Source organism: Streptomyces sp. NPDC002588, assembly GCF_040295925.1.
Classification (GTDB): Bacteria; Actinomycetota; Actinomycetes; order Streptomycetales; family Streptomycetaceae; genus Streptomyces.
Genome location: NZ_JBEOWF010000022.1, coordinates 150,861 through 163,134, shown reverse-complemented (window position 1 = coordinate 163,134; position 12,274 = coordinate 150,861). Strand labels below are relative to the sequence as shown.

The 12,274-nt window shown below is 68.9% G+C and carries 11 protein-coding genes and 1 pseudogene; 8 read left to right on the top strand and 4 right to left on the bottom strand.

All coding sequences use genetic code 11. The annotated features are described in order from the left end of the window. Positions 1–359: 359 nt before the first annotated feature. Positions 360–572 (top strand): annotated as a pseudogene (locus tag ABT057_RS25560) (IS701 family transposase); the annotation flags it as partial. Positions 573–652: 80 nt separating this feature from the next. Here the strand turns inward: ABT057_RS25560 and ABT057_RS25555 are convergent. After that, the gene (locus tag ABT057_RS25555) at positions 653–1,381 is read right to left on the bottom strand and encodes an SDR family oxidoreductase (protein WP_351482901.1); all 729 of its coding nucleotides are present in this window, start codon (positions 1,379–1,381) and stop codon (positions 653–655) included. 75 nt (positions 1,382–1,456) lie between these two features. Between ABT057_RS25555 and ABT057_RS25550 the strand changes: the two genes are divergently transcribed. The 4 genes from ABT057_RS25550 to ABT057_RS25530 all read left to right on the top strand — a co-directional run bounded on the left by ABT057_RS25550 (position 1,457) and on the right by ABT057_RS25530 (position 4,526). After that, positions 1,457–1,834, top strand: coding sequence for a MerR family transcriptional regulator (locus ABT057_RS25550; protein ID WP_352345894.1), 378 nt, complete (start codon positions 1,457–1,459; stop codon positions 1,832–1,834). Between the two features lie 356 nt (positions 1,835–2,190). Next, positions 2,191–2,964 carry a maleylpyruvate isomerase family mycothiol-dependent enzyme gene (locus ABT057_RS25545; RefSeq protein WP_352345893.1) on the top strand — a complete coding sequence of 258 codons (774 nt, stop codon included), beginning with the start codon at positions 2,191–2,193 and terminating at the stop codon, positions 2,962–2,964. Between the two features lie 388 nt (positions 2,965–3,352). Further along, positions 3,353–3,628 carry a hypothetical protein gene (locus ABT057_RS25535; protein WP_352345892.1) on the top strand — a complete coding sequence of 92 codons (276 nt, stop codon included), beginning with the start codon at positions 3,353–3,355 and terminating at the stop codon, positions 3,626–3,628. Between the two features lie 538 nt (positions 3,629–4,166). After that, positions 4,167–4,526: a hypothetical protein gene (locus tag ABT057_RS25530; protein WP_352345891.1), complete on the top strand. Its 360-nt coding sequence runs from the start codon at positions 4,167–4,169 to the stop codon at positions 4,524–4,526. A gap of 483 nt (positions 4,527–5,009) precedes the next feature. Here ABT057_RS25530 and ABT057_RS25520 read toward each other — a convergent pair whose 3' ends face one another. Further along, positions 5,010–5,897, bottom strand: coding sequence for an SDR family oxidoreductase (locus ABT057_RS25520; RefSeq protein ID WP_352345890.1), 888 nt, complete (start codon positions 5,895–5,897; stop codon positions 5,010–5,012). Between the two features lie 88 nt (positions 5,898–5,985). Between ABT057_RS25520 and ABT057_RS25515 the strand changes: the two genes are divergently transcribed. From ABT057_RS25515 to ABT057_RS25505, 3 genes are all read left to right on the top strand, one after another. Further along, positions 5,986–6,624, top strand: coding sequence for a TetR/AcrR family transcriptional regulator (locus ABT057_RS25515; RefSeq protein WP_352345889.1), 639 nt, complete (start codon positions 5,986–5,988; stop codon positions 6,622–6,624). 337 nt (positions 6,625–6,961) lie between these two features. Then, entirely contained in the window at positions 6,962–8,323 is a 1,362-nt protein-coding gene (locus ABT057_RS25510) for a variant leucine-rich repeat-containing protein (RefSeq protein ID WP_352345888.1), read from the top strand. A gap of 243 nt (positions 8,324–8,566) precedes the next feature. Continuing rightward, on the top strand, positions 8,567–9,055 hold the full coding sequence (locus ABT057_RS25505) for a TetR family transcriptional regulator (RefSeq protein ID WP_352345887.1): 489 nt from the start codon (positions 8,567–8,569) through the stop codon (positions 9,053–9,055). A gap of 22 nt (positions 9,056–9,077) precedes the next feature. On the opposite strand, the gene ABT057_RS25500 is transcribed toward ABT057_RS25505, so the two are convergent. Both ABT057_RS25500 and ABT057_RS25495 read right to left on the bottom strand, forming a co-directional pair. Continuing rightward, positions 9,078–9,650, bottom strand: coding sequence for a hypothetical protein (locus tag ABT057_RS25500; protein ID WP_352345886.1), 573 nt, complete (start codon positions 9,648–9,650; stop codon positions 9,078–9,080). After that, positions 9,650–12,172: a DnaB-like helicase C-terminal domain-containing protein gene (locus ABT057_RS25495; RefSeq protein ID WP_352345885.1), complete on the bottom strand. Its 2,523-nt coding sequence runs from the start codon at positions 12,170–12,172 to the stop codon at positions 9,650–9,652. Before ABT057_RS25495 ends, ABT057_RS25500 begins: the two co-directional genes overlap by 1 nt. Positions 12,173–12,274: the final 102 nt, after the last annotated feature.

Sequence of the window (12,274 nt, the reverse complement as noted above, 5' to 3'; positions counted from 1 at the left end):
AAGTACATCCAGTACGAGGGCTTGCACCCGGCACGCCGAGAGCACGCGCCGGACGCCGCTCCTTGACGGGCAAACGCTGCCTGCCGCGGCACTAGGCACGGATCAACCCTGACCACTATTTCCTGTACGGGCACGGAACAGGTATGCGCCATGGAGACCTTCGGCATGTACGGCGGCCCTTCCGAGGTGCAGGTCACGGCAGACCCGGATGTGAAGGTGCCCATCGAGAGGGAAGCCGACTATCCGTTGCTCACCGCCGGTCATACGTCGTTGGCCAGCGACGGCACTGACATCAACGTCCTTGCGTTCCACCAGTTCAAGCCACTGGACAACGGCCTGTCTGTCAGACTCGGTGCCTCCTGGCCGTCATCCGTGCCGACGAGCACCGCGAACACCCTGCCCCCACCGGACTCATCCCCCTCACCTGCAACGAAATACAGCGACTGTTCGCCCTGCCCGTCGCATACCCGAACGACCAACGCGACCATCGCCTGCGCTGGTCACCATGGCGTCGCCGACACCAGGCCCGCGCCCGCGACTGCCACTACCGCCGACGCGAGGCCACAACATGAAGATCCACAACTGCGGACGGAGCATTAATTGACCGACCGTAAGAAGCAACCGACCGAAGTCAGCGCCGCCCGAGGGCCCCTCAGGCCGCCATCAGCGCCGCCAGGGCGCGGTCCATCGCGGCGTTGAACTCTTCCGGCGTCAGCGGCAGCCGGGACTTGACGTCCCGACTCCATTGGTCGGCGAGGACCTCGGCGGAGCCCGCCTCGACACCGTCGAGCGCCGCGTCGGCCAGGTCCGACGGAGCGATCTTGTCCACGGGCCAGCCCGCCGCCATGTCGGTGTCGGCCAGGCCGAGGTGTACCGCTGTGACGAGCGTGCCCTGCTCGGCGAGCTCCAGGCGGACGCCGTTGGTCATGGCCCAGGCGGCGGCCTTGGTCAGGTGGTAGGCATTGGCGCCCTTGCCCCCGAACCACGACATGGCGGAGAGGACGTTGACGATCGCGCCCCCGCCGTTCCTGGCGAGCGCCGGCGCGAACTCCCGGATCATTCCCAGGTGGCCGAACATGTTGGTCTCCAGCTCGTGCCGCACCGCGTCCAGCGAACCGGTCACCAGGTCGGTCCCCGTACTGATTCCCGCGTTGTTGATGAGTAGCGAGACGTCCGGGGCGGCCTCGGCGGCGGCCCTCACGGATGCGGGATCGGCGATGTCGAGGGGGAGCACCTCGACCCCGGGCAGGTCCACGGTCTCGGGTCGGCGGGCCGTCGCGTAGACCTTGTGGGCGCCCCGTTCGAGCAGGCGCTGGGCGAAGGCGCGGCCCAGGCCGCGGTTGGCTCCGGTGACAAGGGCGACGGAGTTGTTGATATCCATGCCCGGTACGCTAAAACCTGACGCTGGCGTCAGAGGCAAGTGCTGGCCGTCAGGACCGGGACGAGAGGAATCACCATGACCGTCACGGAGGCTGCGGCCGAGCGGCTGGTCCGCATCGGCGAGGTGGCACGGGGCGCCGGCGTCTCGGTACGCGCCGTGCGCTACTACGAGCAGCAGGGGCTGCTCATCGCGGAGCGCAGCCCATCCGGCCAGCGCCTCTACCGGCAGGACACCGTCACCCTGGTGCGCTTCTTCCAGCAGATGTTCGCCGCCGGTCTGAGCAGCCGAAGGATCGCGGAACTCCTTCCATGCTGGGACACCGGGCACACGGACGACGAGCAACGAGCCATGCTGCGCGCCGAGCGCGACCGCATCCAGGCCAAGGTCGACGACCTGCAGGCCGCCCTGGACCGCCTCGACGAGGTCATCGCGATCACGGACACGCACCCGTAGGCGCGGTCGGTCGGACGTCGCACCAGCGATCGACGACTGGAGTACTAGCTCTCGTTTCACTCCTCTGGCGCCGGCGCCGCCGGGCCGCACACACTACTCAGGCCGCTGACATCGGCCAGGGGGTGCGGATTGCTGGGAGTGACTTCGTAGGTCGAGCAGCGAGTTGGTAGCGGGGCTGGTGGTTGCGCTGGTGCTCTTGGCCCAGATGGTAGGTCCCGTAGCGGTTGAAGTCGCCGTTGGCGAGCAGTGCGCGGATTTTCAGGACGGCTTCGGCGCCGGCGGTCCGCCCGGCCGTCGACGCGTTCGTCCGACAAATTCGCTACCCGGCGGCCGGAACGCCGTGATACACAACCGCCGTGCAAAACATCTTGGAGTTCCCCGAGGTCCTGCGGCTGATAGAAGACCGCTCGGCCGCGTTCCGCGCTTCGATCGCGTCCGCCCCCGACCTCGACGTCCAGGTCCCGACCTGCCCGGACTGGACGCTGCGCGAACTGGCGCAGCACCTTGGTGACGGCCGCCGCCGCCAGGCCGCCATCGTCGCGGCGGGCCCGGGCGCTGAGCCCCCGGCGAGGACGGACCCGAAGGGCGCCCCGACCGCGCCCCGCGACCGCGAAGCCCTGGACGCCTGGCTCGCCGAGTCGACCGAGCTCATGCTCGACGCGATGCGCGAGGCCGGCCCGGACCGCGGCTGCTGGACCTGGTGGGGCCGCTCGCAGGCCCCGGAGACCAGCGGAGCCGTGGCCCGGCACCAGATCCAGGAGATCGCTGTCCACACCTACGACGCCCAGCTCACCCAGGGCACCGCACAGCCGCTGCCGACGGACGTCGCGGTCGAGGGCGTCGACGAGTTCCTGACGACCGTCTCGGCGACGACCGTCCCCTGGCCGTTCAAGCCTGCAACCATCGACCTGCACACGACCGAGGGCCGCTCCTGGCGCCTGACCCTCAACGCCGACGGCGTCCGCTGCGACGACCTCGCCGCCGACGCGGAGCCGGGCGACATGGCGATGCGAGGCGCAGCGAGCGAACTGGTCCTCTACTTCTACGAGCGCATCCCGCTCGACGGCCTGGAGACCACCGGCGACACCGAGCCGATGGAGCAGCTCGCAGACTGGGACCCGAACGCGTAAAACGCGCACTTGTGACGCAGGTGTCGGTGGTGCGCGCGCTCCTGCGGGCGCCACCGGGCCCAGGGCTGCGGACATCGCGCGGCTGCGGGCAGGCTGCGGGCCCGCTGTTCAAGGGCGAAAGGCGCACCTGGGGGCGGCTGCCGCTGCGCTGGGGGACACTGTGCGGCGCCGGTGCCGCTGTTCACGGGCGAAGGGCTCTCGCTCGTCCTGACGCCCGGTCAGCGGGCCGACCGCACCCAGTTCGAGGCTGTCATGGGACGGATCCGGGTGCCCCGCCTGGCCACCGGCCGGCCTCGCACGACACCCGACAGCGTCAGCGCCGACAGGGGCTCAGCAGTCGTACCCGCGCCTACCTGCGTGGACGGTGACACTCGACTTCACTCGGGCAGTGATCACGCAGGACACCTTGCGGATCGACATGAACACGGCAGGTAAGAAGCTGACGCTGATCACCAAGCCAGGCATCGTGGTCGATACCGGTGCCCTGAGCCTCGTACACAGCAAGATCAAGATTCATCAGGCTCCAGACCACGGGACGCCGATCACGCTGCGTGTGGAGCTGGTAGGCACGACGACCCACGGCCGCGTCGTGGTACGGCACGCACGGCGGACGTTCGGACAGTGGCTGCTGCGCAAGCCCGCTTCCTCGCCTGCAGGCGATTGACTCCATCATTGGGAACTGGCAGGAGTGGCTCGGACGGCGAGCAGTCCTCCTCCTCGATGTCCTCCAGACCGCGGCGAACTGGTCCGCAGTCCACGGGCCTTGGCAGCGTACGCACGCAACGCGTCAGCGGCCGCAGGCTCCAATTGTTGCCGGGCGTGGCGGGCGGGTGCGGCCGGATGTTCGCTCATCGAGGGCTTCGGAAAGCAGAACTGGCGTCTCCTTCAACGGTATCGGCCGCCCCGGCCCTGGGGGCCACGCCGGAGGAACCGGCTTGCCGCAGGGCCCGGTCCCCCGCCCAGCCAAGAGAGCACCGGACCTGTCGTCAGCGGGACCGTCTCACAGCCCGTATCACGGCCTTCATCGACACCTCCGCCAGCCCGTGCGCCCGGCCCTGCGCCTCTCACGCGCCTGCACACCCGCCTCCCACGATCAGGGCGTTTGACCAGCAAAGGCCCGGCCCGCATCTCCCGCGCCGGGCAACGTTGCCTCAGTGACGGGACGCCAACCACAAGCGTCCCGCACGTCCAGGAGGAGACACATGCGAGCAAAGACGGCCCTCACCGCCGGCGCACTGGCGCTCACCCTCGCCGCCGGAGCCGGCTGGGCCGCCCAGGCAGCCCCCGAACACGCCCCCGCCACCAAGCCCGCACAGAGCCGCGTCGTCGACGGCTACCAGATCGTCACGCTCCCCAACGCAAACGTCCCGAACTTCCAGCGGCGGACCGTGTTCTGCCCGGCCGGCAAACACGTCATCGGCGGAGGAGCCGAAGCCCAGGGCAACGACGCGATCCTCGTCGGCAGCTTCCCCACCCCGGACGGGTCCGGCTGGATTGCCCTCGGCAGGCAGAACGCCTACAGCAGCGTCGGCATCAGCGTCTACGCCATCTGCGCCTTCTGATCTGATCTCCACCTCCACTCGGCGTCCCGCCCCGGACTCTCCGGCGGCGGGGCGCCGCACATCACCGTCCGGCGCCTACGGCGGGGGCCTTCGAGGACCAGGTGCTGCCGGCCATGCGGCAGGGGCCCGGCCACCTCCATGCACCTGCCGCCCAAGCCTCAACTTGGTGTTTGACCTCGGCCGTTCATCTGACCCGCTGATCTTGGTTCGTTCCCGGGACAACAGGGCGGCCGTTGTTGACGCTTCGATGTGTCGAACAACGTCGCGTGAAGGAACGGCCACTGGTGCGCCCACACCCGACTCCGTCCTGCCCGGCCACTCGCGGACGATCTTCGTAGGCCCTGGAAGCGGCCGGCGCCGTCGCGTCGGCTTGCCCCTGCCCGGGTCCTCCGGGGGTTCCGCCGCTTCCGCGTGAAGACGGCCCGTCCCGCCGATGTGCCCAGACCTTCCCAGCCCGGCCCCGGACACCATGAGCGGTGTGCATCAGACGGCTCCCGCGATGCCCGGGGGGTTGCGCTCCAGCCAGGCCGATGGCGACAGCGGCTGGCCGTACCGGGCCCAGACCGCGCTGGAGTCGACGAGTTGCGGCTGGGTGTCGAGGAGCACGCCCATCTGCATCTGCCGGGCAAGGGCCTGGTTGAACGGCTTCAGGAGTGTGCTCATCGCCCGGAGCATGCCGAGCGGCATCTTGTTCTCTCCCTTGATCCGCGTGCTCAGTGAAACCGCAATGAGCTCGTTGACCTGGGTGAGCGTCAGCGCCTCGGGTCCACCGAGGTCCGCAGACCAGCCTTCACCCGGGCGAACGGCCAGCGCCGCCGCTACCCGGGCGACGTCCTCGCCGGCCACCCACGACACCGGGTTGGCGCCCGAGCCGAGCACCATGGCCTTCCCCTTCTTGGTGATCGGCTCTGCGAGCATCTCCACCCAGGTGTCCATCAGGTGGGTGGGCCGCAGGATCGAGAACGCCAGTCCGCTGGCACGCAGCGTGCGCTCGACCTCGAACTTGAGACGGAAGAACTCGACCGGGCTGTCGGGGCGGGCGCTTGCGGTCGAGAAGTACACGAAGTGCTCGATCGCGGCGTCCTGTGCGACGCCGATGAGGCTTGGGATTCCCGCGCCCTCAATGCCCCGGGGACCGTTCGCTCCCTTGCCGCCACCGCCCTGAGCGGTGCAGACGATCGCGCTGGCGCCGGTGACGGCCCGCACGAGCGACTGTCTGTCGTGCAGATCGCCCCAGACGACCTCGACGTTCCCGGCACCCCTCGCCGAGGAGGGATCGCGGGTGACGACACGCACCGTGTGCCCGTCGTTGCGCAGTTGGTCCACGATCTGGCGGCCGACCTTGCCGGTACCGCCGAAGACGACGATCACACTCGACTCCCTAACAGTGTCTGGAAAGCTATCAATGTTAGAAATTACAACTGCGATAGAATACCGGTGTCAATGGGAGGACGAACACGTGACGACCAGAGCCAAGCCCGCGCGGCCCGAGCCGAGCGCGAGTCAGAAGCGGCGCGAAAGGGAGCGTCAGCAGATGCGCGCGCGGCTGCTGGAAGCTGCCAGGAACATTGCGGCAGAAGACGGCTGGAACGCGGTCACGATCCGCCGCATCGCTGACAAGCTCGAATACACCGCGCCGATCCTCTACCAGTACTTCTCCAGCAAGGAGTCGCTGCTCGTCGAGCTGATGATGGTCGGCTTCTCCGAGCTCACCGACCAGCTGAAGGCGGCCGCACAGGCCCCGGCATCGGAGCGGCTCGCCGCGATGGCCGAGGCGTACTGGGCGTTCGCGTTCACCTCGTCCGAGCTCTACCAGGCGATGAACGGCATGGACGGGGTGCCGTTCGGCACTGCCGAGACCCCCCTTGAGGCCAAGGCCGCCTTCCGAACGCTCCGCACCGCCCTGCAGAGCATTGCGGAGGCGAGGGGCGCCGAGCTGGCCGACCCCACGGGGGCGGTCGACATTGTCTGGGCTTTCCTTCACGGATGTGTGTCGCTCGCGATGGCCGGCCGGGTCGCGGGCGGAGTTGAGCGTGCCAAGACACTCATGCTGAACACCCTGGAGCCGCTGTTCACCGCCCAGCTGCGGAGTCAGTAGCCGTCGTTTTCTGATCTTGAGAGAGGCGCACCGAACGGGAGGCCCGATCGGGTGGTCGTGGGGCGCTTGGCGCATACGGGCGAGGCTTTGGGCTGCTCGAACAGCTCGGTGGTGTCGAATCAGCGGGCAGCAGCAGGAGGCCCCCGCCGCAGTTTCCGTGTCACCCGTCGGGCATGACGGACGCGCAGTGGGCGGTCGTCCGGCCGCTGCTGCCGGTGCCGGCTGGCTGCGCGGCCGGGGCGGCGGGCGGCCGGAAAGCGTACTGGTCCAGCAGTCGGCAACAGCTTCTGAGGACCGATGGAAGGCTGGCACGCAGCGGCCCAACTAGGTTGAGCGCATGACAAGCCTCGATCACCCCCAGCTGTCCGGGCTGGGACGGAACCCAACAGCCCCTCAGGACGTCCTCGTACGCCTGGCCACACACAAGGCCGGCCGACACGGGATATCGCTGCGTCGCGGGCGGCTGGAGGACGCTGTTGTCGAGGCTCTGCTGACACACGGCGACGACAGCACCGCGGTGGGGCTTCACGGGGACCGGATTTCCCCGGCGATGCGCCGAAGGATCGCCGAACATCCCGATCCGGCGATCCGTGACGCGTACACAGACTTTGTCCGCGGCATGGTGGACCGCAAGGTGCGGATCGGCATCGATGACCTGGAGGAAGCCTTCGGCCAGCCTCGGACGGCACTCGTCAGCGCGCCGGGTCCGGGCTTGCGCGCCGCGGTCGCGCGAGCCTGGTACGACCGGCCCCTCGCCGTGCAGGTGGAACTACTCGCCGACCCGGATCCGCAGGTCCGTGCAGCCGCCACAGAGCACAGGCAACCGGGTGTCCCGCCTGAGTGGAGGGAGCGTTGCCTTGCCGACCCTGCCGTGCGCGTCAACGTGGCGCGCTACCTTCCGCTCACGTCGGAGCAGTTTGCGCAGCTGATGCGGAGCGAGGAAGAGGAGGTCCATCAGGCTGTCGCCGGCAACCCGCATCTGTCGGCAGAGATGGTTGCCCGGCTCCTGGACATCGACGACCCGCTCGTGCGGGTCGCGGCCGCGCAGAGTCGCCATGTGGACGCCGAAACCCGGGACCGACTGTATGCGCTCGTAGAAGCCGAGCGCGCGGACGGAAGCATCGAGGCCGACGTTGCTCTGAGCTGGAACTTCGCCGAACCCGACTGGCTGCGCGAGGCGCCCCTCAACGAGCGGATGACCTACCTGGACTGCCAGTACACGACATTCCGGCGTGTACTGGCCTCCTGCCACGACCTACCTGAAGAGGCATGGCGTCGGCTGGACAACGACCCGGAACTCGTGGTCCGTCGTACTGCCGCCCGTAGGTCCGACACACCACCGGAAGTCCTGGAGGGGCTGGTACGCGCACACGGCGACGTACTGCACATCCGACCGCTGCTCGTCGACCACCCCAACTTCCCTCGTCACATGCTGCGCACGTTCGTTGACGAACCAAGCCCGAACGTGCGCTACCTGGCCCTGCAAGATCCCGAACTACCTGTGGCAGACCTTCACCAACTCGCCACCGCTGCCGAGTCCTTCCTGCGCCGCGGGGTCGCCCGTCACCCCAACATCACGGACGCGTTGCTGGAGCATCTGCTCTGCGACCCGGACCCCCAGGTAGCCGACGATGCCGCTGCCAACTCCGCGCTGCGAGCGACCCAGATGTATCGAATCCTCACCGCTGCCGGCTTGTGACTCCACGAGAGCCTCAGGACCGGGCCACCCGTTGGTGTGGGTGGGGTAGGCGGCGAACCGGCACGAGCCGCGGGTGATGCCGTCGGCGAGGACGTGCCCGTCGAAGGGGCTCGGGCGCTGACTGCGGGTGCGGCGGCGGGAGGCGCTCGTGACGGCCAGGACCTCCCCCGCACGGGCGAGTGGCCGCTGAAGAGCAGGTCGCCGTCCTCCCCGATCTCGTTCACGAGCAGGCACCGGTGGGTGATGCCGACGTCGTCACCGGACGGGAGACGGGATGAACAGCGCCTGGTCCACGTCGTATGCGTCTTCGGGGATCGTGGCCGACCCTCAGATCCCGGTACCGTCCATGAGGGTGTCCAGCCGGTAGCGGGCGCCGTCGACAACCGGCTCGGTGCCCAGGGCGCGCGCCCGTGCGGTGACGCCGGCGAGCTCTCCGCGCGGCAGGGGTTCGACGGCACGACCGTCGACGACATCGCCGCCGCCGCGGGCATCGGCCGCCGCGCCTTCTTCCGCTGCTTCGCCTCGCAGAACGACCTCCTCCGGGGTGACTTCGAGGCGGAGCTCGTCAGGCGGGAGGGTCTGCTCGTGCCGCCTGGTGACGGGCGAGGACCCGGGCCCCCCGCGCGATCCTCTCCTCGCCGTCCACGTCCGCTCCCCTCGATCCGGCCGTCGCATCGTGTGCCGGATCTCGACGACACGTGTTTGCCGACCTCGGCCTCACCTTGGGCTTGATCGTCCTGGCGGAATGGGAATGTCACCTGAGTTCGACGGCGTACGAACTTCCGGGGAAGTCCCATCCGTCGGTGCCTTCGCCGATGTCTGCCACGATGACGTCGTCGATGAAGCGGTCCTCGAACTCGTCGTCGGTGAGCTCGCCGGCCAGCCAGAGTTCCTCGATCGCGTCCCAGTAGCCTCGGCTGCCGTCGATACGCAGAGGTGCGGCCCGCCGGTTGCCGCGCTCGCGTTCGTCGTCGCCTGTCCTGACGGTGCCGCTGATCTCGAACTGGCCGTTCTTGATGTGGTCGGGGATGGGGTCGGCGGGGACGATGGCGGTGTTCTCGTAGGCGGTGTGGATGAGGTCGCGGTAGCTGCGGCGGATGTTGTACTCGGGGTCGGACAGCCAGTTGACGAGGGTCTTGGTGGTCACGTGGAGACCGGCCTCCTCGAGGGCCTGGTATCCGCGGTGGGTTCCGGTCAGCTGGCTTAGCTGCGCATGCCAGTGCCGGGCGTTGTAGGACGACAGCCGGTGCCGGGAGGTGACCTGGGAGCGCAGGAGGTCACCCAGGGCGGCGCCCAGGGATCCTCCGCGACCGGTGGGTCCGGCCATCAGTCGTCACCCTCGGGGACGATCTCCCCGCGCTGGATGAACTTGGCCTTCACTTCACCGAAGCCCGTCCCGATCCGGTACGTGGCGGGCGGGGCGCCCGGGGGTGTCCAGAAGACGGCGGCGTCGACGTTGCGCAGGGCGATGAGCCGGTGCCCTTGCTGGACGGCTCGGAAGGCCACCGACCAGTGCCGGACGGAGGCCTCGGCGACCATGCTCATGCGCCAGTCCGGCCGCCAGAACGGAGAACGCTGTTCCTGGCGCTTGGGCCACAGCAGACGCAGCGCGATGGACAGCCGGGTCTTGTAGGCCTTGTAGGGGTCGCCACCGACCTGGACGAGCTCGGTCCGTGCCTTCTTGGTGGCCTCGTAGAAGGGCTTGAAGAGGGACTCGTTGGCCTTCCCGGTCCAGGAGTCGTGGATGTCCGGCGCCGCATCGAGGTGGCCTTCGCGGACGAGTTTCTCGAGCTGCTTGATGTGCGGGGTGGTGACCCACACGCGGCCGTGCTCGTCGGGCCGGTCGATGATTCGCCCCAGGGGGTGCGGCATGTCCGGATGGTTCCACTGGGGGATGTCGATGAGGTAGATGCCGGCCTGGGTCCTGTCGAACGCTTCGAGGGGGCCGGTGTGCAGGAGCTTGTTGGGGGCGAGGGGGACGGCCGAACAGGCGGAGGGGTAGCTGCCGTTACGGTCGACAAGGCACATCACACCCTCGCCGAAGGAGTCGGGGACGTCCAGCTTGTCCCGCCGGACGCGCTTCCCGTTGGCCTTGATGTGGGGGACGCGTGTGAGCGTGATGTCGGGGTGCACCCAGCGGGGCTCGCCGTCCATGTCTTCGCTGATCAGGGGCCACGGGCCGCTGTCCCGGTCCTCCGCGCGGATCACTCTGATCGGGTGCATCTTCGATCGGTCGACCGCCTCCTTGAGGATCTTCAGACCGGGGAAGACCGCTCCCTCGGGCTCGTCTTCCTCATCCCCCGGCAGCAGACCGTCTCCGCCGTCTTCCTCGTCTTCTTCGTCGACGTCGTCGGGGGCATGCGCGCTGTCGGGGGCGGGCTGCCCCTTGGTGTCGGTGGCCGCGGCGGTGCTGTATGCGTGTAGCGCGGCGGCGAGACGACGTCCCTCGGCGGTGTCTGCCAGCCGCGGCGGTGTTGAAGCTGCCTCCGCGAGGGACGCCCCGAGTTCCGCCAGGGCTTCTGCGTTGCCGTTGGCCAGCGCGGTGCGCAACGCCGCCAGCACATGGGTGACGGAAGCGGGCAGCCCCTGCTGGGCGCCGGACGTGTACGGGAGCGCGGCCTCGGCCAGTTCCCGCTCCACCGCGCTGCCCAGATACCGCGCGGGTCCTTCGCCGCCCGTGCGGCCGAGGGCAACGGCTGCGGTGTCGAGGAAGCGGGCGTGCAGCAGATCGGGGCTCAGGTACGCCGAGCCGATCACGCCGAAGTCGCGCTCCGCGACCGTCACCTGGACCTTGGAGGGGTCCTCGGCCGGTGCGAGCGTCAACAGAACGTCGGCGTCCAGGAGACCCAGGAGCGTGGGATCGGCGCAGTCCACGATGACCAGCACCGGCACGTGCAGGGTGCGCGCGAGGGATGCCAGGACCTGGGAGGCGGCCGGGAGACGGTCACCCGACAGTGGAAGCCGGGGGTTGTGGGCGGCCTGCAGCCGGTCCACGACCACCAGAGCCAGGTCCTGAACGTACGGGGCGGTTTCCGCGATCGCCTCGGCGGTCAGATCACTGCCGTCGTCGATCAGCAGCGGCGCCTGGACCAACTCCCGGGCCACTTGCTGCTCGTGAGCGGTGAGGTGGCCCTGCTTCAAGCGCGGGTAGTCGCCTCCGGTCTCCGCGGAGATGATCCGGCGCATGATGTCGGCCTGGTTCGGCCCCGACGCCGCGTACAGGACCCGGTGGTTGTCCACGAGCGCGGTCTGGCGTGCGGCAGCCAAGCCCAGCAGACTTCCACCCACACTGGGGGCGGCGGCGACCAGCGTCAGCCGGCCGGACTGCAGACCACCTGTGGCAGCGTCCAGGCCGGGCAGCCCGAACGTGGGGCCACCTGTCGGGCCGGAGGCGAGCACGGCACCGATGGCGTCGCCCAGCGTGGCGAGTCTGCGCGGCGCGCTGCCGCGTTCCTGATTGCCTTGGCTGTTCACCGCACCTCCTGCGGATGCCGCGCCCATGACTGCGGAAGGGCCAGACGAGTGGGTGGCGGAGCCGGTGTCGAGGGGCAGCAGCACCGCGACCGGGGTTCGACTGCGCCGGAGCACCTGCGGCCGGCCCTGAGCCGCCAGCGTGATGAGTTCACCGAAGTCCTTCTGCGCCGCACTCAGCGCGTGGGACGGGAACGCGTCGGCCTTCCGCGCTGCCGGAAACCGGTCCAGCGGTGCCAGCAGAGCGCGATCCTCCCGCTTGTGGATCAGTGTCGTGACCCCGTCCTCCTCGGCGCGCTTCACCAGAGCGAAGAGCTCCGTACGGGCTTCGGTCGCGTTCATCGCGGTCTCGGCCGGTGGTTCCTGACTCTGGCTCACTCACCCTCCAAGTGCACCCAACTCCCCACCATGATAACAGAATACACTCAGTAAGTCACTGAAATTCATACGTAAATATCGAAAACATCACTCACGCATGAG